This is a genomic window from Amycolatopsis rifamycinica, assembly GCF_000695625.1.
GTDB classification, from domain to species: domain Bacteria; phylum Actinomycetota; class Actinomycetes; order Mycobacteriales; family Pseudonocardiaceae; genus Amycolatopsis; species Amycolatopsis rifamycinica.
Genome location: NZ_JMQI01000043.1, coordinates 152,463 through 178,082 on the forward strand (window position 1 = coordinate 152,463; position 25,620 = coordinate 178,082).

General features: G+C 72.6%; 21 protein-coding genes. 12 read left to right on the plus strand and 9 right to left on the minus strand.

Features of this window, described 5'->3' with window-relative positions; translation table 11 throughout:
- The first annotated feature begins 176 nt into the window (after positions 1 to 176).
- The gene (locus tag DV20_RS20405; protein ID WP_043782557.1) at positions 177 to 1,019 is read left to right on the plus strand and encodes a hypothetical protein; all 843 of its coding nucleotides are present in this window, start codon (positions 177 to 179) and stop codon (positions 1,017 to 1,019) included.
- Here the strand turns inward: DV20_RS20405 and DV20_RS20410 are convergent.
- The gene (locus DV20_RS20410; RefSeq protein WP_200876469.1) at positions 1,008 to 1,697 is read right to left on the minus strand and encodes a TioE family transcriptional regulator; all 690 of its coding nucleotides are present in this window, start codon (positions 1,695 to 1,697) and stop codon (positions 1,008 to 1,010) included. The two genes, DV20_RS20405 and DV20_RS20410, sit on opposite strands and share 12 nt — an antisense overlap.
- Positions 1,698 to 1,726: 29 nt before the next feature.
- Between DV20_RS20410 and DV20_RS20415 the strand changes: the two genes are divergently transcribed.
- Entirely contained in the window at positions 1,727 to 2,722 is a 996-nt protein-coding gene (locus DV20_RS20415; protein WP_043782562.1) for an erythromycin esterase family protein, read from the plus strand.
- A gap of 76 nt (positions 2,723 to 2,798) precedes the next feature.
- Here DV20_RS20415 and DV20_RS20420 read toward each other — a convergent pair whose 3' ends face one another.
- Entirely contained in the window at positions 2,799 to 5,123 is a 2,325-nt protein-coding gene (locus DV20_RS20420) for a chitobiase/beta-hexosaminidase C-terminal domain-containing protein (protein WP_051736063.1), read from the minus strand.
- A gap of 201 nt (positions 5,124 to 5,324) precedes the next feature.
- On the opposite strand from DV20_RS20420, the gene DV20_RS45575 reads away from it, so the two are divergent.
- Entirely contained in the window at positions 5,325 to 5,540 is a 216-nt protein-coding gene (locus DV20_RS45575; protein ID WP_160169745.1) for a hypothetical protein, read from the plus strand.
- Positions 5,537 to 6,418 (plus strand): RNA polymerase sigma factor SigJ, encoded by an 882-nt coding sequence (gene sigJ, locus DV20_RS20425; RefSeq protein ID WP_043782566.1) that lies wholly within the window; start codon positions 5,537 to 5,539, stop codon positions 6,416 to 6,418. Before DV20_RS45575 ends, sigJ begins: the two co-directional genes overlap by 4 nt.
- Here sigJ and DV20_RS20430 read toward each other — a convergent pair.
- Entirely contained in the window at positions 6,408 to 9,476 is a 3,069-nt protein-coding gene (locus DV20_RS20430; RefSeq protein ID WP_043782567.1) for an RHS repeat domain-containing protein, read from the minus strand. The two genes, sigJ and DV20_RS20430, sit on opposite strands and share 11 nt — an antisense overlap.
- A gap of 198 nt (positions 9,477 to 9,674) precedes the next feature.
- Between DV20_RS20430 and DV20_RS20435 the strand changes: the two genes are divergently transcribed.
- From DV20_RS20435 to DV20_RS20450, 4 genes are all read left to right on the plus strand, one after another.
- Positions 9,675 to 11,297 (plus strand): S8 family serine peptidase, encoded by a 1,623-nt coding sequence (locus DV20_RS20435; protein WP_043782568.1) that lies wholly within the window; start codon positions 9,675 to 9,677, stop codon positions 11,295 to 11,297.
- Positions 11,294 to 11,869 (plus strand): RNA polymerase sigma factor, encoded by a 576-nt coding sequence (locus tag DV20_RS20440; protein WP_043782569.1) that lies wholly within the window; start codon positions 11,294 to 11,296, stop codon positions 11,867 to 11,869. Before DV20_RS20435 ends, DV20_RS20440 begins: the two co-directional genes overlap by 4 nt.
- Positions 11,866 to 12,351 carry a hypothetical protein gene (locus tag DV20_RS20445; RefSeq protein WP_043782570.1) on the plus strand — a complete coding sequence of 162 codons (486 nt, stop codon included), beginning with the start codon at positions 11,866 to 11,868 and terminating at the stop codon, positions 12,349 to 12,351. The genes DV20_RS20440 and DV20_RS20445 overlap by 4 nt, the downstream gene beginning before the upstream one ends.
- A gap of 305 nt (positions 12,352 to 12,656) precedes the next feature.
- Entirely contained in the window at positions 12,657 to 15,203 is a 2,547-nt protein-coding gene (locus DV20_RS20450) for a CHAT domain-containing protein (RefSeq protein ID WP_043782571.1), read from the plus strand.
- A 144-nt stretch (positions 15,204 to 15,347) separates the two neighbouring features.
- Here DV20_RS20450 and DV20_RS20455 read toward each other — a convergent pair whose 3' ends face one another.
- The gene (locus DV20_RS20455) at positions 15,348 to 16,673 is read right to left on the minus strand and encodes a DUF2079 domain-containing protein (RefSeq protein ID WP_043782574.1); all 1,326 of its coding nucleotides are present in this window, start codon (positions 16,671 to 16,673) and stop codon (positions 15,348 to 15,350) included.
- A gap of 56 nt (positions 16,674 to 16,729) precedes the next feature.
- Positions 16,730 to 18,067 carry a sensor histidine kinase gene (locus tag DV20_RS20460; RefSeq protein ID WP_043782575.1) on the minus strand — a complete coding sequence of 446 codons (1,338 nt, stop codon included), beginning with the start codon at positions 18,065 to 18,067 and terminating at the stop codon, positions 16,730 to 16,732.
- A gap of 64 nt (positions 18,068 to 18,131) precedes the next feature.
- Between DV20_RS20460 and DV20_RS20465 the strand changes: the two genes are divergently transcribed.
- Positions 18,132 to 18,974, plus strand: a complete 843-nt coding sequence (locus tag DV20_RS20465; RefSeq protein WP_043782577.1) for a maleylpyruvate isomerase N-terminal domain-containing protein — start codon at positions 18,132 to 18,134, stop codon at positions 18,972 to 18,974.
- Positions 18,975 to 18,998: 24 nt separating this feature from the next.
- Here DV20_RS20465 and DV20_RS20470 read toward each other — a convergent pair whose 3' ends face one another.
- Positions 18,999 to 19,982, minus strand: a complete 984-nt coding sequence (locus DV20_RS20470; protein WP_043782581.1) for a small ribosomal subunit Rsm22 family protein — start codon at positions 19,980 to 19,982, stop codon at positions 18,999 to 19,001.
- 146 nt (positions 19,983 to 20,128) lie between these two features.
- On the opposite strand from DV20_RS20470, the gene DV20_RS20475 reads away from it, so the two are divergent.
- Genes DV20_RS20475 through DV20_RS20485 form a run of 3 tightly spaced genes read left to right on the plus strand, consistent with a single transcriptional unit; the run spans position 20,129 to position 22,213 of the window.
- Positions 20,129 to 20,554, plus strand: coding sequence for a YciI family protein (locus tag DV20_RS20475; protein ID WP_043782582.1), 426 nt, complete (start codon positions 20,129 to 20,131; stop codon positions 20,552 to 20,554).
- A 3-nt stretch (positions 20,555 to 20,557) separates the two neighbouring features.
- Positions 20,558 to 20,908, plus strand: a complete 351-nt coding sequence (locus DV20_RS20480; protein WP_043782584.1) for a YciI family protein — start codon at positions 20,558 to 20,560, stop codon at positions 20,906 to 20,908.
- A 39-nt stretch (positions 20,909 to 20,947) separates the two neighbouring features.
- A complete protein-coding gene (locus DV20_RS20485) occupies positions 20,948 to 22,213 on the plus strand; it encodes an RNA polymerase sigma factor (RefSeq protein WP_043782587.1) in 1,266 nt (421 codons plus the stop codon).
- Here DV20_RS20485 and DV20_RS20490 read toward each other — a convergent pair.
- Genes DV20_RS20490 through DV20_RS20500 form a run of 3 tightly spaced genes read right to left on the minus strand, consistent with a single transcriptional unit; the run spans position 22,210 to position 25,268 of the window.
- Entirely contained in the window at positions 22,210 to 22,761 is a 552-nt protein-coding gene (locus DV20_RS20490; RefSeq protein ID WP_043782589.1) for an HD domain-containing protein, read from the minus strand. The genes DV20_RS20485 and DV20_RS20490 overlap by 4 nt on opposite strands.
- A 10-nt stretch (positions 22,762 to 22,771) precedes the next feature.
- On the minus strand, positions 22,772 to 24,460 hold the full coding sequence (locus DV20_RS20495; protein ID WP_043782592.1) for an L-lactate permease: 1,689 nt from the start codon (positions 24,458 to 24,460) through the stop codon (positions 22,772 to 22,774).
- 25 nt (positions 24,461 to 24,485) lie between these two features.
- Positions 24,486 to 25,268, minus strand: coding sequence for an IclR family transcriptional regulator (locus DV20_RS20500; protein ID WP_043782593.1), 783 nt, complete (start codon positions 25,266 to 25,268; stop codon positions 24,486 to 24,488).
- Between the last annotated feature and the right edge of the window lie 352 nt (positions 25,269 to 25,620).

Sequence of the window (25,620 nt, forward strand, 5' to 3'; positions counted from 1 at the left end):
GCTTTCCCCGGAGCCGGAGCGGACCGGCGGTGCGGTGTGCGCTCCATGCTCCTCCTCGCCGTGACCGCCACTGTCCACGATGCCCTATCCGGCGGGGCCGGAACGCGACGAAAACCGGACAACAACCGGACGTGTGCCGGACCGGCTGGGCCGCGGCATCCGTGCCATCATCGGGCATGGTCACCAGTGAACCCGAGCTCAACAGCGGGGTCCTGCCCGGGAATGTGCGCGCCGACGACTGGGTCATGCTCGTGCTCGCCGCCGGGTCGGTGGGGTTGCTGGGGTTCATGGTGCTCAGTCCGCCGGCGCGGGAGGCCGGGCTCGTCGTCTTCGCCGTCGACTGCGGCATCTGCGGGATCTTCCTCCTCGAGTTCCTGTGGCGGTGGCGCAAGCGGCGGTGGTCCCGGAAGTTCCTGGTGCGCAACTGGTACGAGCTGTTCGCGATGATCCCGGTCGCCCACCCCGCCATGGCCGCGCACAAGTTCGTCAGCGTCGTGCTGCTGCTCGTGCGGATCGGGCGGGCCGCGGACCGGGCCGTCGGGGAGCAGTTCACCTACCGGCTCGTGGACAAGCTGTCCGAACCGATCGTGAAGGCGATCAAGAAGCCGATCACCGTCGCGGTGCTCGACGAGGTCGTCAAGGTGCTGGAAACCGGCAACTACCCGGAGAACCTGGCCAAGTCGCTCGGAGCGCACAAGGACGAGCTGCGCTCGATCATCGCCGAGAAGATCGCCGCGGACCCGCAGCTGGGGAAACTCAGGCGGCTGCCGTTCCACGACGAGATCGTGCGCGCCTGCGTCGACACCTCGTTCCGCGTGCTGCTCGAAGTCCTCCTCGACCCGCGGATCGACGACTTCTTCTCCACGGTGGTCCGCGAGAACCGCGAGCAGATCCGGCTGGCCGTGCAGCTCGGGCTCAACGAAGTCGACGACGAAGAGGAGGAGAAGCTGCTGCCGGTGCGCACCCAGCGCTCGGCCGCGCACGAGTACGACCGGCTGCACCCGGGCTCACGGCCGTGACGCCAGATAAGCGCTGAGCCGCGCGGCCGCGTCGAGCATCGCCAGGCCGCGGCCGGTGAGCCGCTGTTGCCAAATCTCGAGCGCCTGCGCCAGTGACTCGGTGCCGCCCGCGGTGCGGACCTGCTCGACCACCGTCGCGATGTGGGCCAGGGGGTAGCCGCCGCGCCGGAGCAGGTGGGCCAGCTCGGCGTCGCGGATGTCCGCCGCGCCGAAGACCCGGTAGCCGGTCGCGCGGTTCCGCGGAGGCACCAGGATGCCCGCGCGTTCCCACGCCCGGACGGTCGCCGCGGTGACGCCGAGGCGGTGGGCCAGCTCGCCGATCGACCAGCCGCTCGCGGCCGTCCCGGGCGCCGCCCCGGTCGTCAGGTGCCCGATCGCGTTCCGGACGGCGTTGAGGGTTTCGCGGTCCCGGAGCAGCTGCTCGTGACCGCGGTCGACGAAAGTCAGTGCCCGGCCGAGGTCGTCGTCGTGGACGGCGTGCATGATCCCGCCGGCCGTCGCGTGTCCGTACGCCGGGACGAGCGCGAGGAACGCACGCAGGGCCGCCGCGTGCACCTCGGTGTAGACGCGGTAGCCGTTCCCGGTGCGCGCGGCCGGCGGGAGGAAGCCTTCGCGCTCGTAGTTGCGCACCGCCTGCGTGGAGATGCCGTGCTCCCGGGCGAGATCCACGGGTTTCAACCGAGTCTTCAAGGATACGATTCAACCACATGAACCTGACCGACTTCACCGCCGAACTGCTCGCGCTGGGCGAGCCGACCCACTTCGAGCCGGCGTGCGCGCGGCTCCGCAACGACCTCTTCGCCCAGCTCGCCGAGCACGGCTTCCGGTCGATCGCCCTGGAGACCGACCGCGTCGCCGCACTCGACGGTGGCTTCTCGCACGGTTTGGGCGAGGTGGACGCCAACCGGCGGCTGCTCGCGTGGCTGCGCGAGTACAACGAGGGCGCCGAGGAACCGCTGGCCTGCCACGGCTTCGACACCCCGGCCGAGATGTTCAGCGCGCCCAGCCCGCGCACCTACCTCGAACACGCCCGCGACTACCTCGGGCTCGACGTCGACATCGCGGCCCTGGCCGGCGACGACGAACGGTGGAGCCGCGCCGAAGCGATCCTCGACCCGGCCGAGTCACCCGGCGCGTCACCCGAGGCCCGCGAGCTGCGGGTCATCGCCGACGACCTGATCGTCGCCCTCCACGCCCGAACGCCGCGGCTGGACGCTGCTTGGTGGCGGGCCGAGGTCCACGCCACCGCCGGGCGCGGCCTGCTCCGCTACCACGCGGCGTCGGCCCGGCCCGGCGAACGGGACACGAGGATCTCGCGCCTCGCGAGCACGCGCGCGGTGCTCATGGCCGAGAACCTGCTGGACATCCGCGCCATCGAGGCCCGCCGCGGCCCGACGCTGGTGTTCGCGCACAACAGCCACCTGCAACGCTCGGGGGCCGGCGCGGGCGCGATCGTCGCGGCCCTGCTCGGCGACCGGTACGCCTTCGTCGCCGGCAGCCTCGGCCACAGCGAAGCCCTCGGCCTCGGCGAACCGGACCCGGACACCTACGAAGGCCACCTGCAACGCGACACGAAGACCTGGAAGCTGACCGCCGACCTCCCGGTCGGCCGCAAGCGCACCGACACCAAGCCCGAACGCGGCTACTTCGGCCTCGACGCCGACGTGCTCGACGGAGCCACCGCGGTCTGGCACCTCGCCTGAAGAACGGCGGCCGGCACTTTCACGTGAAAGTGACCCGGAGCGCGCACTCCGGGTCACTTTCACGTGAAAGCTGCGGTCAGGGGTAGCTGACCACGTTGACCGGCACCGTGCCCGAAGGCGTGACGCCGCCGGTGTCGTTGATGACGTGCGTGATCGTGCCGCGGTAGTTGAGCGACACCGTCAGCAGGCTGTGGAACCGCACGCCGCTGGTGTTCGGCACCTCGAACGCGTGGTAGCTGGACACCGCCGGGTTCGTGTCGAAGAAGCAGTAACTCCCGAGGCCCCAGGCCTCATGGGTCGTCACGTTCGCCCCGACCTTGTACGCGGCATACCCGGCGACGCCCGACGGCGCGTTCCACGACGCCTGGTTCGGCACGTCGTAGGGCATCTCGTTCTGGAAGAAGATCGTCCGGCCGCCCTGGCCGTTCCAGATCACCTGGTACTTCTGGTAGTGCTCGACGAACAGGCCGGTGGCCAGCACGTTCGCCCCGTTGACGACGAGCCCGGTGTCGGCCGTGTTGGTCGTCCAGCCGTAGGTGCCCGCGTTGCCGTGGTCGGCCCGCCAGGCCCAGATGTGGTCGATGATCGTGTTGGCGCTGTTGACGATCAGGCTGTTGGTCGCCTTGCCCGCGATCTGGCCGCCGATCCGGAAGAAGACGTCCTGGATCGTCGTCGGGTTGGCCGCGTGGCTCGCGGTGGACCCGGACTGGCCGACCGTGAGCAGCGCCTGCGAGTTCGTCGTGCCGGCGTCGAAGAGCAGGCCCTTGAGCCGGACGCCGTCCACATCGGACACCTGCATCGCGTTGACGCCGTTGTCGGGCACCAGCGTCGGGTAGCCGATGCCGAGGATGGTCGTGTTGGCGCGGGTCACGTTGAGCGTCTGGTTCAGGTGGTAGATGCCCGGCGTGAAGAACAGGTTGCAGCCCGCGGCGAGCGCGTTGTTGATCGACGCGGCCGTGTCACCGGATTTGACGACGTAGAACTGGCTCATCGGCAGCGAGGAACCGGGGGTGCTGCCGTTCGCCCAGCTCGGGCCGGACGCGTTCGTGCGCAGGGACGGCAGGAACACGCGGTACTTGCCGGTGCCGTCGACGTAGAGGTACGGCACGTCCCGGGAGACCGGGGTCGTGGCGAGGGTGGTCTCCGGCGGGTTCGGGAACGTGGTCGCCGGCGCGCCGCTGGTGCCGGAGAAGACCATGTTCCACACGCCGCCGTTCCAGCTGCCCAGCGCCGAGTCGCGGGTGTACCACTGCTGCTGCGAAACCGACGCGGCCTGGCCGGCCACCTTGGTGTCGGCGATGTAGCCGCCGCTGGCGAAGCCGTAGCTCGCCGGGTACAGCTGCAGCCCGCCGCGGACGTCCATCCGGCGGAACGGCGCGGCCTGCGCGACCGCCCAGCGTTCCTGGCCGCCGGAGGGGTTGACCGCCAAGTTCTCCGCCGAGCGCCAGAAGTTCTGCAGCGCGACGCCGTTGTCGGAGGCGTTGAAGGCGTCCACGGTGACGTCCCCGTTGATCAGGACGTCCCCGGGGTTCTGGCCGAGGCCGGCCACCGAGGTGTAGAAGCCGACGTTGTCGTGCACGCCGTTGTAGGTGCCCGGCTTGAAGAGGTGGGCGACGCGGCGCTCGGCGAACTGCGCGGTGAGCGTGTCCTTCTGGTTGTTGAAGTCCGTGTCCAGCTGCGCCTGGATGGTCGCGGCGGACATGCCCGGGTCGAAGATCCGCACGTTCGGCCCGAAGTTCGGGGTGTCGGACTGCGTCGGGCAGCCCGCCTGGGTGCCGATCGTGTAGCTCGCGCTCGACACCGCCGAGTCCGCCGAGCCCGATTTGGTGGCGATCGCGTTGACCGTGCGGGACGTCGGCACGCTGATCGGTCCACTGTAGACCGGCGAGGAGGAGGTGGGCGCCGAACCGTCCACGGTGTACCGGATGGTCGCGCCCGCGGTGGCGCTGCTGATGGTCACCGTCTGAGCCGACGAGTACGTGCCGCCGGGCGGGCTGAACGTCGGCGCGGCGACCGCCGAGCTGCCGCCGCCGACGGTGTAGCTGAAGTGCGGGGTGTCGTACTGCGGCCCGTTCTTCTCGTAGGTGAACCAGTAGTCGAGGACGTTCCCGCTGCTCAGGCCGTTGACGGTGGTGCGCCAGGTGCCGCCGCCGTTGGTCATCCGGAGGTTCTGCTGGCCCAAGCCCGGCACGCCGGTGTAGTGGACGTCCACGTACAGCGCCGGGGTCGTCGGGGTGAAGCTGAGCTGCACCTGTGTGGAGCTCGGCTGGCTGGCGCTCTGGGTGTAGTCGTCCGCGGCCAGCGCGGCCGGGGCACTCAGCCCGGCCGCCACCAGCACTGCCGAGGCGACGAGCGCGAGCCCCGGGCCGCGTCGTCGAAGCTTGTCCAAGGTCCGGTTCACGCCGTGACACCTCCGCCGTTGGGGATCCACGAGGTATTTGTTGCTAGTCGCAACAAAGTAGCTCCCGATGACCGGCACTTCGATCACTTTTCGATAACAGTTGTCTGGACCAATAGGTTGCGTGGCCCGCGCCGCGTCCCGGTCGGGTGGCGTTCCCGCGGCGCGTTTTCGCTGCTCAACCCGCAGGGTAAGGATGTCTGCATGCTGGACACGGAAGTCCCCGCATCGACCGCGGCAGCCCCGGCGCGGTCGATGCCGAGGCGGATCGTCCTGGCGCCCGCGGTCGGCGTCACCGGGACCGAAGTGGTGCCCGGGGTGTTGTTCCCGGCGCCGCTGACCTTCACCTCTGCTCTGTCACGAACGCACGGCCACATCCGTCAAGGTGGTGATCGCCTCGCGAAAGGACGGACCCCGTGAACGACGAGCTCCTGGCCCGCAGCTTCGAGACCCACCGCGACCACCTCCGGTCCGTCGCCTACCGGATGCTGGGTTCGCTGGCCGAGGCCGAGGACGCCGTCCAGGAAGCGTGGCTGAAGCTCAGCCGGGCCGACACCGCGGCCGTCGGGAACCTGGCCGGGTGGCTGACCACCGTCGTCGGGCGGGTCTGCCTCGACATGCTGCGGTCCCGGAAGGCCCGGCGCGAGGAGCCGTGGGACGTGCTGGTGCCCGATCCGATCGTCAGCCGGGAGGACGACGGCCCCGAGCACGAGGCGCTGATGGCGGACTCCGTCGGCCTCGCGCTGCTGGTCGTGCTCGACACGCTCACCCCGGCCGAACGGCTGGCGTTCGTGCTGCGGGACATGTTCGCGATGCCGTTCGAGGAGATCGCCTCGGTCGTCGGCCGGTCCGAGGCGGCGACCCGGCAGCTGGCCAGCCGCGCCCGGCGGCGGGTCCAGGGTGCGCCGGTCGCGCCGGACCCGGACCTCGCCCGCCAGCGCCGGGTCGTCGACGCCTTCCTGGCCGCCGCGCGCGGTGGTGACTTCGACGCACTCGTCTCGGTCCTGGACCCCGAGGTCGTGCTGCGCGCCGACCGCGGTGCGGCGCAGGGCGGCTCGACCGAGGTCCGCGGCGCGGCGGCCGTCGCGAACCAGGCGCTGACGTTCTCCCGCCTCAACGCCGGTGGCGGTGTCGTGCACCGGGCCCTGGTCAACGGCGCGGCGGGCGTGGTCGCGACGCGCGACGGCCGGCCGTTCTCGGTGCTGGGCTTCACCGTCGCGGGTGGCCGGATCGTCGAGATCGACATCCTCGCCGACCCCGGCCGCCTCGACCGGCTGGACCTCGCCGTCATCGACTGACGGCGCCGTGCTCGTCGGTGATCAGGGCGATTTCGCCGGTGTCGTCGAAGTGCAGGTAGCGGGTGCGGCCGTCCGCGTAGCGGCGCACCGCGCCCGCCACCACGACCACCAGTTCGCCGTCTTCGATGACGTACCGGTCGTCCGGGCTCAGGACTTCGTGGATGTGCGCGCCGCTGGTGATCAGCGTGCGGACGCGGCGGCCGGTGTGGTCGTAGCTGTACAGCGCGTTGACGCCGTCGTCGCCGTGTACCCCGCGCAGCCGGCCGAACGCGTCGCGGATTTCGCTGCCCGGCCCGGGGAGCGCCGGCGTCGGCCCGGGCTCGATTTCCCGCACCAGCCCGCCCGGGCCGGTGAGCACGTGCCGCCCGCCGGCCCAGTGCTCACTGACGCCGTTCGCGTAGTGCACCGCCGTGCGACGGCCGCTCAGGTCGTAGCCGACGGCGTCGACGAAGCCCGGCACGCACACCAGCCGGCCGACCTCGTCGTACTGGTGCTGCACGGTCAGCCGTCCGTCGCCGGCGTCGGGGTGGCTCACCGCCGACACCCGCCCGTCGGCCCGGTACGTCACGTCGAGCCGGTACTCGACGGCGACGTGCGCCGGGCGCCAGCGCTTTTCGGCCGTCCGGCCGAGCGCGTCGTAGCCGAACTGGGTCACGCCGCATTCGTCGGTGACGCGCACCAGCCGCCCGCAGCTGTGCGGCCCCGCGCCGTGCGGCACCCCGAGCCCGCGGTCGTGGTGGGTGAACGTGGTGACCGGCGTGCCGCGCGGGTCGTCGACCAGCACCGCGACCACCCGGCCGGCCGCGTCGCGGACCCGGAACACCGTGTGCCCGCCCGCGGTCCGCGACTCGACGACGTTCCCGGCCGCGTCCCGGACGTGCACGACGCCGTCCGCGCCGCGCAGTTCGCGGCCGAGCAGATCGGGCACGCCGGCCGCCTCGACGTGGTCTTCGCGGATCTCCAGTGGCCGGCCCAGTGCGTCGTAGGAGAACTCGACCGGCGGGGGCGGCGGATCGCCGTCCCGGAACGCCCGGCTCGTCCGGCACACCAGGCCCCGCGCGCAGTACTCGTGGTGCTCGTCGACGACGTCGCCGAGCAGTTCCGCGTGCCGCCGCTCCAGCAGCCGCCCGGCGCCGTCGCGCAGCTCGGCGGTCACGAGCACCTCCGCCTCGCCGGACACCGCCCGCTGCTCGGTGGTGACGCGGGGGCCGTCGTAGCGGTACCGGACGGTCGGCAGCTCCGCCGAGTCGCCCGGCCGCACGACGGTTTCGGGGCGGCCCAGCGGGTCGTGGGTCAGCGTGGTCACCGCGCCCGCCGGATCGGTCAGCTCGCACACCTGCGCGGTGCGGACGTCGTGGCGCGTGATCGTCACGTTGCCCACCGGATCGGTGACCACCTCGGGGAAGCAGTGGTCGGCCGAATACCGGACCTCGCGGGTGTGGCCGAGCGGATCGGTCGTCGTGGTGCGCAGCCCGGCGACGGTGCCGAGCCGCCCGTGGAACGTGGTGGCCCACCAGCCGTCTTCGCCGGGACGGCGGTGGTAGCCGTGGTGCCGCAGGTCCGGCGGGCGCGAGCCGTAGACGTCGGCGACGAGCGCGTCGGTGAGCACCAGCTCCTCCCGCGCGGTGAGGAGGCCGTGCGAACCGGCCGAGCCGTCGGGCTCTTCGTCGTACCGGAAGATCGTGTCGGACAGGACCTTCCCGGTGCCGTCGACCGCGCGGACCCGGGCCGGGAGGGCGGCGAACCGGTGTTCGGGGTCGGCCGCGTAGGTCGTCCGGGTCTCGCGGACGACCGGCGCACGGCCGGGCCGTTCGGTCGTCTCCACCTCGCGGGACGGGTTGCCGTCCGCGTCGTACGCCGTTTCCTTAGTGGTGACCGAAACCGGCGTCTCCCGGCGTTCGAACTCCGTCGCCACCGTGCGCGTCCACTGTGGACGGCGGAGGTGCTCGACGCGGCGGTACGGCCGGTCCGCCGCCGTCGAGCCGTCGAGGCCGTAGACCTCCTCCTTGTCCAGCAGCCCTTCGCCGCCGAACCAGCGCACGGTCCGCAGGGTGGGCGCGTACTCGTCGCCGACGTCGTCCTGGACCACCCGGCCGAACCCGGGCGGCCGGCTGTCGTGGTACTCGAACTCCGTCACGCCCACGTGGCCGGTGACGGATTCGCGCAGCGAGACCCGCCGGACCACCGGCACCGACTCGACGGTCGCGTAGTCGATCGCGGTCCGCAGCCCCATCCCGTTGTCGATCTCGCACAGCCGTGCGGTGCGGGGCAGGTCGTCGAAGACGTGGTACGGCACGGCGTCGAGCACGGACACCCCGCCGCCGGACCGCGCCCGCGCGGCCACCCGGACCCGCCGCGGGGCCGGGGTGTCCAGTGCGGCGTAGGCCAGGCGCAGCACCGGAGCGGCGGTCTCGGTGCCCTGCGTGTCGAACCCGGTGAGCGCCACCGACGTCAGCAGGGACGCGCCGGTGACGTCGTCGACGTCGTAACCGAGGGCCCAGCGGCGCACGAGCGGCCGCGCCGAGGCGGGCACCCGCAGGTCGATCCGCGTGCACCGCAGGGCCGTCGTGACGAGGGTGCCGCCGCGGCCCCGGCGCAGCACGTCCGGCCGCGGCTCGTAGCCGAACTCCACTTCGTACGGGCCGTAGGAGACGCGGGTGAGGTAGGCCTGGCCGCTGTGGTGCGCCCAGCCGAACGTCGTGGTGGTGCCGAACGGGTCTTCGGTCCGGTCGAGGTACCAGGTGGTGCCGTCGCCGGGGCCGAGGAAGTGCCGGAGCCCCGATCGGGTGGTGATCAGGTAGCCGTCGCCGCGCCGGGCGAGCCGGCCCGCCTCTTCGGGCGCCGGGTGGTCGCCGGCCGGCCCGACGTGGGGCAGCGGAAGGGTGAACCCGCCGCCGAACGGGCCGTTGGGCGCGCCGGTCGAGTACCGCAGCGCGAGCGCGGGGGCGCTGCCGCCGGGACCGGGCGGCAGGTCGAGCGGCACCGTGAAGCAGCCGCCCCCGGTCGCCGGTTCCGGCGTGAAGGCGGCTTCGTGCGTGCTCGACCGGAGCACAACCATGGTGATCTCCCCGCTGGATCCGTGACTTCCGGAGGGCCAAGTGGGTGAGCCGGGCGCGCCAGATACGTCGTCACCCGTTTGCCGTCGCCGTTACGGATTCGTGATGCCGGTGTCGTATCCCGGGAGCGGCCCACGGGTCTTTCCCGGGTGCCGTTGGTGATCAGTGGCGGGGGCAGAGGCAGCAGGAGGGTGGACCCGATGGTCGTCAGGTTCGTGCGGGACGAGACCGCGGAAGCAGCGGTGGAGGACGCGGGCACGCTCAACGAGCTCCCGGCCCCGCCAAGGCAGTTGCTGGACCGGCACGGCGCCCGCGTGCTCGACCCGGCCACGGCCGTCGTCGCGGCCGGGCAGCCGGCCCCGCGCACGACCGTGTACCGGCCGGGCGTGTTCCTCGTCCCGCAGCGGTACGTCCGTGAGCAGCAGACGCTGCTCACGATCAACGACGTCCTGGCCCGCATCGGCCTGCAGGCCACCCCGGCCGGCGGCGACACGAAGGAGACGGCCCGCGCCCGGCAGCTCGACGACCTGCCCGTCCGCGTCCTGCTGCACGTCCGCGAAGGCGCCGATCCGGCCGTCGTCGACTGCTGGAAAGCACTCCAGCTGCTGCGGTCCGCAGGCTTGGGTGAGCGGCCGCAGCTCGACCCCCGGGTCGCCGCCACGATCGCGCCGGAGCACCTGCTGTTCAGCGCGCCGGTGTTCGGCGGGGTGCCGTGGGAGACCAGCGGACTCGGCGGCACGCCGTGGGAGACCAGCGGGTTCGGCGCGGGCAGTTCCTACGGGCGCACCCGCGGCGCCAACCGGATCCCGGTGACCCTGGCCGCGGCGCCGCCGTACCGCAGCGAGAAGCCGGCGCATCGGCGGCCGGTGATCGCCGTGCTGGACACCGGCATCGGCCCGCACCCGTGGTTCGGACTGGCCGACCGCGGCGGACCGCCGCCGTCCGGCTCCGGGCTCGCCGTCGCACCGGACATCCAGGCGGCGATCCTGCAGGCCGAGCTCGCCTCCGGCAGCGTGCCCACGCAGCTGCTGCACGACTACTGGGACGCGCCGACGACCCGCCAGCCGCTGATCGGCGACGTCGACACCGACACCGGGCACGGCCTGTTCATCGCCGGCGTCGTCCGGCAGGCCTGCCCGGAGGCCGACACCCTCGCCATCCGCGTGGTGCACAGCGACGGTGTCGCGTACGAAGCCGACGTGCTGCTCGCGCTGCACCTGCTGGCCGACCGCGTCCGGGCCGCGCAGGCGGACAACCGGCCGGAGGACATGGTCGACATCGTCTCGCTGTCACTGGGCTACTACGAGGAAAACCCGGCGGACATCGCCTACACCGGCCAGTTCGGCGCGGCCATCGCCGAGCTGCTGGGTCTCGGCGTGCTCGTCGTCGCCGCGGCGGGCAACGACGCCTCCACGCGCCGGTTCTACCCGGCCGCCTTCGCCGACCAGCCGCTCGGCGGTGGCAGCGGCCCGCAGGTGATCAGCGTCGGCGCGCTCAACCCCGACCTCGCCGGGAGCAAGGCGCTGTTCTCCAACGAAGGCCCGTGGGTGCGCGCCTGGGCGACCGGCGCCGGCGTCGTCAGCACCTACCCGACCGACGTGCGCGGCACCGCGGCCGCCGACCACGAAGTGCCCGGCTTCGGCCGCAGCTCCTTCGACCCCGACGACTACAGCGCCGGCTTCGCGGTCTGGGACGGGACGTCGTTCGCGGCGCCGCTCGCCGCCGCCGAACTCGGCAAGGCCCTGCTGCAGTCCGGCGACCTCGCGACGGTCGACCGCGAGACCGTCGTCAAGCGCGCCTGGACCGCGCTGGGCTCGCTGTGAACGTGGCCAAGACCGACCACGCCCGCGTGGCGACCCTGTTCGAAGCCGCGCGGGAGGGCGACCGCGCGGCGCTGGACGAGCTGGTTTCCCTGCTCACGCCGTTGCTCTGGCAGGTCGCGCGCGACCAGGGACTCGACGCCGACCAAGCGGCCGACGTCGTGCAGACGACGTGGCTGCGGCTGCTCGGCTCGTTCGCGGAGATCCGCTCGCCGGTCGCGCTGACCGGCTGGCTGATCACCGTCACCAAGCGGGAGGCCTGGCGCACGGGGGAAAAGCGCCAGGTCGAGCGGCCGCTGCCGGAGCTTCCGGAGCGGCTGGCCGAAGCTTCGCCGGCACCCGAGGAGGGGGTGCTGCGCGAGGACCAGCGCGTGCGGTTGTGGCGCGCGGTGGACAACCTGCCCGAACGCTGCCGCAGCCTGCTGCGGATCGTGGCGTTCGTGCACCGGCCGGACTACGCCGAAGTCGGCGCCCGGCTGGGCATGCCGAGGGGGAGTATCGGCCCGACCAGGGGACGCTGCCTCGCGCGCCTGCGCGAGCAGCTACTCGCCAACGGCGAAGGAGATTGGCTGTGACCACCGTCGAACCACCCGGCGCGAACGAGCCCTTGGACGAGCTCGACCTCCGGTTGCTGGCCGGCGTGCGCGAGCTGTGGGAAGACGCCGACCCGATGCCCGCCACGCTGGTGGACCAGATCCGGTTCGCGATCCAGCTGGAGGACGTCGACCTCGAGGTGATGCGCATCCGCGAGCAGGAGCGGCTCGCGGACGCGCGCAGTGCCGCCGAGCAGGGCAGGCTCATCACGTTCGACAGCGAAAGCCTGACGATCATGGTCAACGTGAGCCCGGAGCCGGGCGGCACGATCCGCTTGGACGGCTGGTTGACACCCCCGGCCGAGCACCCGATCGAGGTCCGCACGAGCTCCGGCCCGCTGACGACGACGTCGGACGCGGAGGGCCGGTTCGCCGTCAGCGGGGTCTCCCACGGGATGGTGCAGGTCCTGGTGCGCACGGCGGGCCGGTCGAGGACGGTGAGCACGCCGGCGATCGAACTCTGACCCGCCACGCGAGATGCCCGCCTGATCACGCGAGATGCCTCCCGGGTCACGCGAGGTGCCCCGCCAATCACAGGTGATGCCTCCCGAGGCACGCGAGTCCCGCGTACCGGACCGGTCGGCTCGCGTACCGGACCGGTCGGTTCGCGTGCCTGGGCGGGCATCACGTGTGACTGGCGGGGCATCACTCGTGACTGGCGGGGCATCACGTGTGTTGGGCGGGGACTTGCGGGTTTTCGAGAACTGCCTGATACCTCCGACGCGGAGGTACGATCCGGGGCGTCCTTCCCCGGCCGAAAGGGCAGCCCGTGGTCGCGTCGCCGAGGGTCGAAGACCGGGTCCGCGAGCTGCACCGGCGGGCGGTCGCGGCGACGAACAACGGCCAGCCGGTGGTCGGGGGACGCCTGATCCGCGCCGCCGCGCGGCTGCTCGGCCTGCCCGCCGCGGAACCGCCGGCCGGGTGGCCCGCCTGGCCCGACCTCGCGACGCGGGTGCTCGGCACGTACGCCGCTGTCGAAACCGCGCTCGGCAACAGCGCCCGCGGGCTCGCCCTGCTCGACGAGGCCGACGCGCTCGTGTCGGACGCCGGGCGCGGGATCCTGCGGCAGCAACGCGGTCTCGTGCTCATCCTCATCGGCCGGATGGACGAAGCCCTGGTCTGCTTCGACGAGGCGATTCCGCTGCTGCGGCAGGCCGGCGAGTTCGTCGTGCTCGCCAGGACGCTGCTCAACCGCGCGATGCTGCACCAGTACGCCGGGCGGGTCCGGCTCGCGCTCGCCGACCTCGACCAGTGCGAGCAGATCGGGGCGAGCCACCCCGGAGAAGACGGCTTGGCCCGGATCTTCGCCAAGGCCGCGCACGGCCGCGGCCAGGCGCGGGTGCTCACCGGCGACATCCCCGGTGCCCTGCGCGACTTCGACGCGGCCAGCGGGTTCTACGCCGAGCAGAGCGTCGGGATGCTGCCGGTGCTGGCCGTCGACAAGGCGCGGGCGCTGCTGGCCGCCGGGCTGCCGCACGAAGCCGCGGCCGAGCTGGACGCGGCGCTCGAGCAGTTCCCGCGGCTGCGGATGAACCAGGAACACGCCGAGGCCGAGCTGACCAGGGCGCTGGCCGCGCTGGCGAGCGGCGATCCGGCGGCGGCGCGGAGCTGGGCCGGCCGGGCCGAACGCCGCTTTCGCCGTCGGGGCAACGAAACCTGGGCGGCGGTGGCGCGGCTGACCGTGCTGCGCGCGGACTTCGCGGCCGGGCGGCGGATCGCCCGCATCGGCGCGGAGGCGACCGCGCTGGCCGGCCGGCTGACCGCACTGGGCCTGCGCAACGACGCGGAAATCGCGGCCCTGCTGGCCGCGCGGGCCCGGATCGCGCTCGGCGACCTCGACGGCGCCCGCGCGGGGATCGCCCCGCGCGACCGCCGGACCGCGCCGCTGGAGAACCGCCTGGTCCGGCGGCTCGCGCTGGCCGAACTCGGGGCCGCGAGCGGCCACCGGCGCGTCACGTTCGCGAACGCGCGGGCCGGGCTGACCCAGCTGCAGCGGCACCGCGGCCGGTTCGGCAGCGTCGACCTGCAGACCGGGACGACGTCACTGGGCAAGGAACTCGCCGACGCGGGGCTCTCGGCGGCGCTCGCCCAGCGTTCGCCGGGGGTGGTGTTCCGCTGGCTCGACCGCTCGCGCGCCCAGGCGTTCCGGTTCCGGCCGGTGCGCCCGCCGTCCCACCCGGAGACCGCCGACGCCGTCACCGAGCTGCGGTTCCTCTCGATGCAGATCCGCGCGGGCGAGCTGGCCGGGAAGCCGGACACCCAGGCCGTGAAGCGGTGTGCCGCGCTGGAACGGGAGATCCGCGCCAAGGGCTGGCAGGCCGAGGGGGTGGACAACAGCCACGCCGAGGCGAAGCTGCGCGAGGTCGGCGACGAGCTCGCGGAGACCGGCAGCGCGATGGTCTGCTTCCTGGCCGACCGCGGCGCGTTGTGCGCCCAGGTGATCGCGCACCACCGGGTGGCGCTGGTCGAGCTCGGCCCGGCGACGGCGGTGGCGGAGCCGGTCGCGCGGCTGCACAGCGACCTCGACGCGTTGTGCGGGCGCCAGCTGCCGCCCCGGCTGGACCAGGTCATCCGCCGGTCGGTGCGGACGCAGGTCACCGCGCTGGACGCGATCCTGCTGGCGCCGCTGGCGTCCCGGCTCGGCGACCTCGACGTCGTCGTCGTGCCGACCGGCGCGTTGTCGGCGATCCCGTGGGGGCTGCTGCCGACGCTGCACGGCCGCCCGGTGACGGTCACGCCGTCGTCGTCGGCCTGGTTCGACGCGGGCCGCCGGTCCGGCCGGGCGACCGGGGCGCCGCTGCTGGTCGCGGGCTCGGACCTGACCCACGCGGAGGCGGAGGTCGCCCGCTTGGCGCCGCTGTACCCGGACGCCGAGGTCTTGACCGGCCCGGACGCCACGGTCGCGGCCACGCTCAAGGCGTTCGACGGCTGCCGCCTGGCCCACTTCGCCGCGCACGGCCACCACGAGCGGGAGAACGTGCTGTTTTCCCGCCTCAACTTGGCCGACGGGCCGTTGATGGCCTACGACGTCCAGCAGCTGGCGACGGCCCCGGAGCAGGTGGTGCTGTCTTCGTGCGACGTCGGCCAGGCGGTGGTCCGGGCGGGCGACGAGGTCCTGGGCTTCACGGCGGCGCTGCTCTACGGCGGCAGCCGCACGGTGGTTTCCAGCGTGGCCCGCGTGGACGACCGCACCGCGGGCGGCGTGATGCTGGCGTTCCACCGGGCGCTGTCGGTGGGCACGCCCCCGGCGCGGGCCCTGGCGGACGCGGCCCGGGCGGAACCGCTGATGCCGTTCGTCTGCTTCGGCCGCAGCTGACGGGCTCGCGCCCGGGCCCGGCGTCACTCGATCGAGTGAAGCGCGGAGCCGCGCGTCATGCCTGGGGCGGGGGTTCCCTCTTCCTCGGTGCGGCGGTAACCGGCCGGCACGCCCCCCGACTGGCCGGTTACCGCTGCGAGTTCCCTACTCACGGTGGAGCAGCACGACGGAGTCCGTCCCGTCGACGCGCCGGTACCCCGTGTCCTCCAGGTTCGCCAGCGCCGCCGCCTTCGTCGCGAGCGTCGTCGGCCAGGACTGTTCCGGCCGGGCGACGACCACCCACTCCGGCCGCCGGCCCGTCCCGCCGTCGAAGAAGAGCACCGTGCAGCGGGACGTCAGCCGCGGGGCCAGCCGGTTCGACGCCAGCACCGTCGCCCCGTCGGGGATCCGGGCCAGTACCGCGTCGATCCCGGCCCGCTGCGCCGGCGTCCAGACGCCGCTGGTCAGGTGCGCGGCCTGCAGGCCCAGCGAAGCCAGCCCGGCGATCACCGCGCACACCGGCAGGTACCGCTTGAACCCGCCGAACCGGCGGGCGCCGTGCACGCCGGCGATGAACACGATCGGCATCAGCACCGCGCTGTAGTGGTAGCCCATGCCCCAGTAGCGGTCGTTCGCCGAGACCAGCCGCCACAGCAGCGTCGGCACCGCCGGCAGGAGCAGTGGCGACCGCAGGGCCGCGAACGCCGTCGGCGCCAGCAGGGCCAGCACCATCGAGACCTTGACGATCGCCCCGCCGAACGGGTTGAGGCCGCTGCCGTGCGCGTAGGCGCCTCCCGGGTTCAGCGCGGGCAGGACGACCACGAACAGCAGCACCGACGTGACGACACCGAAGACGATCACCGTCCAGCCGAGCCGCCGCTGCCGGTTGAGCACCAGGACCACGCCGACGGCGGCGAGCGTCAGCGGCAGGTCCTCCTTGACCAGCACCAGCGGCAGCGCGCACCACACCGCGGGCCGCCACCGGCCGCGCAGCAGGTGTTCGGCGGTGAACGCCAGCATCGGGACGGCGAAGCAGACTTCGTGGAAGTCGAAGTTCACCGCGGACAGCAGGCCCCACGACAGCACGTACCCGGCGCCGGCGAGCGCGCCACGCCGGTCGCCGAGGAGCTGGATCGCGCACCGCGTCACCGGCACCGCGGACAGCGCGAACAGCAGGGCCTGGGCGACCAGCAGGCACCCCGGCGACGGCCACAGCAGGTAGACCGGCGCCAGCAGCGCCAGGATCGGGTGGAAGTGGTCGCCGAGCGTCGGGAAGCCCGCGCCGAGCAGGTCCGACACCGGCAGGCGCCCGTGCGCGTAGGACCGCACGGCCTGTTCGAAGATCCCCAGGTCGAAGCCGCTCGCGTCGAACGTGCGCAGCCGCTGCAGCGACCAGGCGGCGTACCCCGCGAAGGCCACCGCGGCGACGACGTAGGGGACCGCGCGGGTTTCGCGCGTGCGCGCCGGAGCCGGCGCGAAGTCGATCAGCATGGCGGCATGCTCGTGCGGCCACGCTGAACCGGAGCTTAAGCGAGCTGAAGAAGTCTTCAGGCAAGCGGCACGCGCAGCTCCAGGCACGCACCGGACGTGCTGTCGGCGACGCGCAGCGTGCCGCCGTGCGTCCGGGCGATGTCCGCGGCGATCGCCAGCCCGAGCCCCGAGCCGCCGTCGTCCTCGCGCGCGCGGTCGTCGTCGAGCCGGACGAACCGGTCGAAGACGCGCTCGCGCTGGTCAGGGGGGATGCCGGGGCCGTCGTCCCGGACGGTCAGCACGGCCTGGCCGCCGGTTTCGGCGAGCGTGATCGTCACGCGGTTCTTCGCGTGCCGCTCGGCGTTGTCGGCGAGGTTGCGCAGCACGCGCTCCAGCCGTCCCGCGTGGCCCTGGACCACCGGGTGGGCGTGGATTTCCGTGCGCACGTCGACGCCGTCACGCGGGAGCCGCGCGGCGACGTGCTCGCGGACGAGGTCCGCCAGCGCGACACGGGTGATCCGGGCCGGCCGGCCGGCGTCCAGCTTGCTGAGCAGCAGCAGGTCCCCGGCGAGCGTCTCCAGCCGCGACACGTCCAGCACGGCGTTTTCGAAGCTGCGGCGCCAGTCGAGCCGGTCGGGGTGGGCGAGCTGGACTTCGAGCTGGGTGCGCATCGAGGCCAGCGGCGTCCGCAGCTCGTGCGACGCGTCCGCGGTGAACTGGCTCTGCCGCTGCACCGACCGGTCGAGCCGGGCCAGCATTTCGTTCATCGTGACGGCGAGCTCGGTGATCTCGTCACCGGAGTCGGGCACCGGCACGCGGCGGCCGAGGTCCCGCGCGCGGATCCCGTCGACCTCCGCGCGGATGGCACCGACCGCGCGCAGCGACCGCCGCACGGCGAACCAGGCGACGGCGCCGATGAGCAGCGCGGCCGCGGGCACCGCGCCCCACAGGACGCGCTCGGCGTTGGCCACGGTCTCGAGGCCGACCGGGTCGAGCGCGGTTTCCGCCCTGACGAAGTACTTCCCGCCCTTGGTCCCGGTGACCGATTCGACGCCGCCTTCGACGGGGAACGGCATCCCCACCACACAGCCCGGACCCAGGACCCGTGCCTTCCCCACGACCGTCCCACCCCGGTCCAGGTGTTCCGGGCAGCCGCTGTCCCGCCCCTTGCCGAGGCTGATCTGGTAACCGCCGTAGTCGAGCTGCCCGGCCACCTCGGCGGGCGAAACCCCGGCTTCGAGCAGACCCGCCACGGCGGCGGCCTTTTCGTTGGCGACCCGGACGGCGGCGAGCTCCAGGCCGCTTCGCAGCGATCGCACGAACCAGTACGACCCGAGGCCGAGCACGAGCGCCGACGCGAGGGCGGCGAAGAGGGCGACCCGCCACCGGGTCGACCGGGGCAGGAACCGGGCCATGCGGCGAAGATAATCGCACCTTCGGAGACTCGGGACGCCGGATCGCGCCTTACCGTAAAACCCCATGACGATCGAACTTTCGCAGTGGCAGGCGGTCCGCGCGGCCTTCTCGGAGGTCGGCGGCCGGTTCGCGGACGAGGTCGAGAACGCGCCGGATCCGCACGCGAAGGCCGTCGGCGACTGGTCGGTCGTCGAGACGGCGGCGCACGTCGGCTGGATCGCGCTCGTCTACACGGCCATGGTCAAGGGCGACGGCGGTCCGCTGCCGCTGCCGGAGCTGGAAGAGCCGATGGCTTCCGCGAACATCGAGACGGTCGGCGCGATGAACGACGTCGCGATGACGGCCTACCCGGAGCGCGACCCGCGCCGGCTGGCCGAACGGCTGCGCGCGGACATCGCGGAAGTGCTGGCGATCAGCCGCGACTACGACCCGGAGAAACCGATCTGGTGGCTGGGCGGCAGCCGCGTCCCGGTCGCGGGCCTGCTCGCCCACCTCGTCAACGAGCTGAGCATCCACGGCCAGGACATCGCCCGCGCGGGCGGCAGGCCGTGGCGGATCGAGCCGGCGCACGAGGGGATGTTCCTGGAGCTGTTCTTCGTCGGCATGGTCCGCAACGACGTCGGGCGGCTGCTCGACTACGCCAAGCCGTCGCCCCGCCGGATCACGGTGGAGTTCCGGTCGGCGTACACCGCACCGGTGGTCATGGTGCTGCACAACGGCGGCCTGCGGGTGGCGGAACCCGACGGCACGGCGGACGTCCGCCTGACCTTCGACCCGGCGGTGCTGGTGCCGATGATGTTCGGCCGGATCTCGCCGCCGCGCGCGGTGCTCAGCGGCAAGGTGCGCGTCGGCGGCCGCCGCCCGTGGCGGCTGCTGGAGTTCCTCCGCACGGTTCACATGCCGTAGCCGGCCGCCCCCGCCACGGCGGGGTCAGTCCACCGGCCAGCCGTCGCCCCATTCGGCGTCCCGGGCGGCGCGGTACCGCTGGCCCTGCTTCTTCGAGACAGCGACCGCGGGCTTCAACCCTTCGGACGCCGTGCACAGGTCGAGCGCGACCCAGCCCTTGTGCTTCTTCGGGTGCCGGATGATCCGCGCGTCCGGCCGCTCCGGCGCGGTCCGCGACGCGACGACGTAGGCGAACTTCTCGTCCTCGAACCCGAGCGTGCCGGCCTTGAGCCGCCGGTGCAGCCCCGAGCGCGGGAGCCGCGCGGCGAAGTGGCACCAGTCCTGGCCGGGCGCGATCGGGCACGCGGCGTCGTGCGGGCACGGCGCGACGACGTGCAGGCCGAGGTCGATCAGCTCGGCGCGCGCGGCGCGGATCCGCTCGTAGCCGGCCGGTGTGCCGGGCTCGATCAGCGCGACCGCGCCGGCCTTCGCCGCCAGCCAGCGCACGACGCCGGCGCGCGTCGCGTCCGGCAGCTCGCCGAGCACGTAGGACAGCGTGACGAGGTCCGCCTCCGGTGCGGGCGCGGCCGGGTCGACGAGCCCGCGCCGCCACTCCGCGTCCCGGACCGCGGGGAGCCCGGCGCCCGCGGCGAGCCGCTTGCCGAGGCCGATGGCCCCGGCGACCTGCTCCAGGACCGTGCACTTCGCCAGCGACGGCCACACCCCCGCCGCGGCCCAGACCGCGGCGCCGGTGCCTCCGCCGACGTCGATTTGCGTACGCGGCTCGAAGCCGGGCGCGCGTGAGGCGGCTTCGGCGAGCGCAGCGTGTACGGCGGCGTAGGTCGCCGGCATCCGGTAGCCCGCGTACGCGGCGACGTCGACGTCGGAGCTGAGGATCGGTGAAGCCGCGGCGTCACCTTGGCGGTAGCGCGCGCTGAGCCGGTCGACGGACTGGGTCAGCCGGGCCACCGGGTGCCGGGCCAGCTCGTCGTCGAGCGCGGAGGAGAGATCGTCGGGGAGTACCGCCACGGCTGACGATTCTCCCTTGTCCGAATTGCCGCCCCGACCCGGCCCTGAGCTGCTACTTTGCCCGCGCGAAAAGTTTTTCGCCGGAGCTGTCGATCCGGGGCGGGGCCGTTCGACGTGTAGGCAGGACCGACCGAGAGGAGACCGCGATGCGGTTCATGGTGATCGTCAAGAGCAACGAAGACGCCGAGGCGGGCCGTGGCCCGAGCGCCGAGCTGCTCGAGGAGATGGCGAAGTTCAACGAAGAGCTGGTCAAGGCCGGCGTCCTGCTCGCCGGCGAGGGGCTCGCGCCGAGCTCGGAGGGCGCGCGGGTGGTCTTCTCCGGCACCGAGGAGCCCAAGGTCGTCGACGGTCCGTTCACCGAGACCAAGGAGCTCGTCGGCGGCTTCTGGATCCTGCAGTGCCGTGACCGCGAAGAGTGCGTCGAGTGGATCAAGCGGATGCCCAACCCCGGCGGCGAGGCCGGCGAGGTCGAGATCCGGCGGGTCGCCGAGGCGTCCGACTTCGAGAACATGACCCCCGAGGTCGAGGCGCTGGAAGGCGAGCTGCGGGCCAAGTCCGCCGGGCAGGCCTGACCCATGCGGTTCCTCGTGATCGTGAAGGCCAGCTCCGCTTCCGAGGCGCCCGGCTTCCAGCCCGGCGCCGAAGAGCTGGCCGAAATGACGAAGTTCAACGAACGGCTGGCCGCCGAGGGCAGGTTCGAACGCGCCGAGGGGCTCACCTCCAGCGCGGACGGCTCGCGCGTCCTGTTCGAAGGCGACGCGGAGCCCAAGGTCATCGACGGCCCGTTCGCGGAGACCAAGGAGCTGATCGCGGGGTTCTGGGTGCTGCGGGGCGAGTCCCTCGAAGAGATCGTCGAGCTGATGAAGCAGGTTCCGAGCCTCGGCCCGGACGGGGGTGTGCTGGAGATCCGCCGGATCAGCGAGTAGTGGGTTGCACCGCGCCGGATCACCCTGTCTGATGGCCGGGTGACGGTTGCGGACGCCCGGAAAACGGTCGAAACGGTCTGGCGGATCGAGTCACCGCGGCTCATCGCGGGCCTGGCCCGGATGGCCCGCGGCGATGTCGGTCTCGCCGAAGAACTGGCGCAGGACGCGCTGGTCGCGGCGCTGGAGCAGTGGCCGAACTCCGGCGTCCCGCGCAACCCCGGCGCGTGGCTGATGACGATCGCCAAGCGCCGCGCGGTCGACCAGTTCCGCCGCAACGAGCGGTACGCGGAGAAGCTCGAAGAAGTCGGGCGCGACCAGCAGCTCGGCGAAGGCGTCCTGCCCGACTTCGACGCCGCCCTCGACGACCACATCGAGGACGACGTCCTGCGCCTGCTGTTCGTCGCCTGCCACCCGGTGCTGAACACGCAGGCCAGAGTGGCGTTGACGCTGCGCATGGTCGGCGGGCTGACCACCGACGAGATCGCGCGCGCCTTCCTCGTCCGCGAATCGACGATCGCCCAGCGGATCGTCCGCGCGAAGAAGGCCCTGTCGGCCGCGAAGGTGCCCTTCGAAGTGCCGGAGGGCGACGAGCGCGTCGCCCGGCTGTCGTCGGTGCTGGAAGTCCTCTACCTCGTGTTCAACGAGGGGTACTCGGCCACCCGCGGCGACGACTGGATGCGCCCGGCGCTCTGCGAAGAGGCGATGCGGCTCGGCCGCGTGCTCGCCGGCCTGATGCCGGGCGAGTCGGAGGTCCACGGCCTGGTCGCGCTGATGGAGCTCCAGGCGTCCCGCGCGAAGGCCCGCACCGGCCCGAACGGCGAACCGGTGCTGCTGCTGGACCAGGACCGCTCCCGCTGGGACCGCTTCCTCATCCAGCACGGCCTCGCGGCGCTGTCGTTGTCCGAGCACATCGCCGAAGGCGCGTACGGCCCGTACTCCGCCCAGGCGGCGATCGCGGCCTGCCACGCGCGGGCGCGGACGGCCGAGGAGACGGACTGGGCCCGGATCGCGGCGCTCTACGAAGGCCTCGGCAAGCTCCAGCCGTCCCCGGTGATCGAGCTGAACCGCGGCGTCGCGGTGGCGATGGCGTACGGGCCGTCCGCGGGCCTGGAAGTGGTCGACGCGGTCGCCGACGACCCGGCGTTGAAGGACTACCACCTGCTACCCAGCGTCCGCGGCGACCTGTTGGAGAAGCTCGGCCGCCGCGAAGAAGCCGAACGGGAGTTCCGCCGGGCGGCGGAGATGACGGAGAACGCCCGCGAGAGGGAACTGCTGCTGAACCGCGCGAAGGCCGTCAGCGGCTAGCGCCCCCGCCACGAAAGCGGAGACAGCGTCATCGCCGCCTCGGCGACCTTCCGCGCCGTCTCCGTCTTGAGTCCCTTCCGCGCGGACTCGATCCACTCGCCGACCGGCCGGACGCCGATGTCCCGGTACTCCAGCGCCTGCAGCAGCATCTCGAGCTTGTCCGCGTCCTTGGCGCACCACGCTTCCGGCGTCTCCCGCGTTTCGTACTCGTCCACCGCCGACCGCACCAGCTCCCGGGACCGATCGGGCAGGGCGGCCGTCTGGTCGGCGGTGATCTGCCGCGGCTGGGGCTTGCGCAGGTAGTCGTTCGCCGTCAGCGGCAGGTCGCCCGTGCGCGTCTCCTGCGTGTCGTGCCACAGCGCGAGGAACGCCGCCCGCTCCGGGGAAGCGCCCTCCTCGGCCGCGAGCAACGCCGCGAGCTGGGCCGCGCGCAGGCTGTGCTCGCCGACCGACTCCGGGTCGCGGACGCCCGCGTGCCACCAGCCCGATCTCCTGATGCGCTTCAGGAGCCCGAGCTCGTAGCCGAAGGACGCCAGTGCCTCACTCATGCCGCCCAGCCTAGGGCGACGGGATCATCGCCGTCAGGATCGTCGCCTGGAGGAGCGAAATCACGCCGACCACCGCGGTCAGCAGCAGCGACCACAGGAACGTCTGCCGCAGCAGCGAGCCCTCCTTGCCGCTCTGCCCGATCGCCGTCGCGCCGATCGAGAGGTTCTGCGGCGAGATCATCTTGCCCATCACGCCGCCCGAGGTGTTCGTCGCGCCGGCGAGGATCGGGTTGAGGTCCAGCTGCTGCGCCGAGATCACCTGCATCGGGCCGAACAGGCTGTTCGTCGACGCGTCCGAGCCGGTCAGGAACACGCCCAGCCAGCCGATGTAGGCCGAGAACAGCGGGAAGACCACGCCCGTCGTGGCCAGGGCCAGGCCCAGCGTCTGCGTCGCGCCCGAGTAGTTCATCACGAACGCGATCGCCAGGATCGTGAAGATCGTGGCCAGCGCCCAGCGCATCTGGTGCAGCGTCTTCCGGTACGTCGTCAGCAGCAGTTTCGGCCGCCCGCCCATCGCGAACCCGGCGAGCAGGGCCGCGATCAGGGCGACCGTGCCGGGGGAGAACAGGAAGTCGACGGTCAGCGTCGCCGCGTACGGCGCGTTCTTCGCGGTGATCGGCGGGTGCTGGACGACGTGGTTGTGCAGTCCCGGCCAGGCGAAGACCCAGTCCGCCCGGTGCAGCAGCTTCGTCAGGTCGAGCCAGGTGGGGAGGTGCTTGAAGATGGTGCCGATCCGCGACAGGAAGATCGCCAGGATCAGGACGAGGTAGGGCATCCACGCGTACAGCGCACCGCGCCCGGCCTGGGCGGCGCCGAGGCTTCTGGCCGGGGTGGCTTCCTCGCCGTCGAAGCGCCACACCGTCGCCGGCTGCCAGAAGCGGGTCAGGATCCACAACGCGGCCATCGCGGTGAGCGCCGCGAGGACGTCGACCAGGCTGGCGCTGATGTAGTTGGCGGCGACGAACTGCATGGCCGCGAACGCGAGCCCGGCGGTCAGCACCGCCGGCCACACCTCGAGCATGCGCTTCCAGCCGGCCAGGACCACGACCAGGAAGGCCGGGATGATCAGGGCCAGTGCGGGAACCTGGCGGCCGACGGCCGCCGAGAACAGCTCGGTCGCCTGGTCCTGCTTGAGGTGCATGATCGGCGCGGTCAGCCTGCCGAGCACGATCAGCGGGTTGCCGAGCCCGCCGAACGCGACGGGCGCGGTGTTCGCCAGCAACGCCAGCACGACGGCCTTCACCGGCGGGAACCCGAGCGCGGCCATCATCGCCGCGGTGATCGCGATCGGCGACCCGCCGCCCGCGACGCCTTCGAGCAGCGCGCCGAAGCCGAACGCGATGAGCAGCGCCTGCAGCCGCCGGTCTTCGCTGAACCCGGCGAGCACCCGCTTGATCGCGTCGAACCGGCCGGTGGCGACGGTGACGTTGTGGAAGTAGACGGCGTGGAAGGCGATCCACGCCACCGACCACATGCCGAACACGACACCCATGGCCGCGGAGTCGAACGCCAGCGCGGCCGGCATCCGGTAGAGCAGGAGGGCGACGCCGAGCGCCGTCACCAAGGCCAGTGCCGCGGAGAGGTGCGCGGAGAAGCGGAGCACCCCGAGCGAGACCAGCAGCATGATGATCGGGAGCGCGGCGAGCAGCGCGGAGATCCACAGCCCGCCCGCCGGCTGGTAGTCCTGGATCCAGGTCACGTCGGCTCCTTCGCAGGGTTGGTGCTCAGGCCGGCCGGCTCCGGACGTAGCCGAGCCGCAGGGACAGGGCGGCGGCGGTCCCGGCCACGGAGGCGCCGAGTTCGTCGAGGCGGCGCAGCACGCGCGGCGCGGGCCCGGCGATGCTGATGGCGGCGATCGGCCGCCCCGAGTGGTCCCGCACGGCCGCGGCGACGCAGCCGACGTCCGGCTCGTTCTCGACCTCGTCGACGGCCCACCCGCGCCGGCTGGTCTTCGCGAGCTCGTCGAGCAGCCGGTGCGGGTCGACGATGGTCTTGAGGGTCAGCGAGTCGAGCCTCATCCGCCGCACGCGTTCGAGCCGATCGGCCTCGGGCAGCGCGGCGAGCCACGCCTTCCCGAGCGACGTCGCGTGCTGCGGCCGCCGGGTGCCGAGCCGGCAGGCGAGGGTGACGGCACTGGCACTGCGTTCGGTGGCGACGTAGACCATGGTGTCGTTGTCGGGAACGGCGAGGTAGGTGGTCTCCCCGGACCGTTCGGCGAGCGACGCGAGGTACCGCGGAGCACACCGGTGCAGATCGGTGGCGGCCATGGCCCGCGCCCCGAGTTCGACGAGCCGGGTACCGAGCCGCACCCGCCCGGTGACCTGGTCGGCTTCGAGGTATTCGAGGTTTTTGAGCGTCCCGACGATCCGGTAGGCGGCGCTGCGGGAGAGCCCCAGCTGCCGCGCGATCGCGTTGGTGGAAATTTCCTGGTGCCGCCCGACGTGCTCCAGCACGGCGAGCCCGCGTTCGAGAGTCCCGCTTTGTTCCAGCCCGCGCTCCGGTCCCACGCTGCCCTCCGTTGGACGATTTCCCGCTCAGCGGCACGCCTTTCCGCTGGCTGGGGTTGGACGGTAACACCTCCGATGTATCTGCGGTAGATCTTGGAAAGACTCGCAACAATGCGAGCAGTTGTGGATGCTAATTGGTTCAACATCCGATGGTTAAGTTTCCTACCTATGGCGGTTGCGCTCCCTGCGACCAGCTGCGGGCGGTGGCTTCGACGGCCGGTTGTTCATATCCGTGAATGTGCGCGCGGGTTGTCCACGGGCAGGAAGCAATGTGGACAAGCGGGCGGCGGCTCGCGTTCTTTCGCCGTTGTTGTCGGTGCGCGCCGATATGCTGGACCCGGGGGGCGCCCCC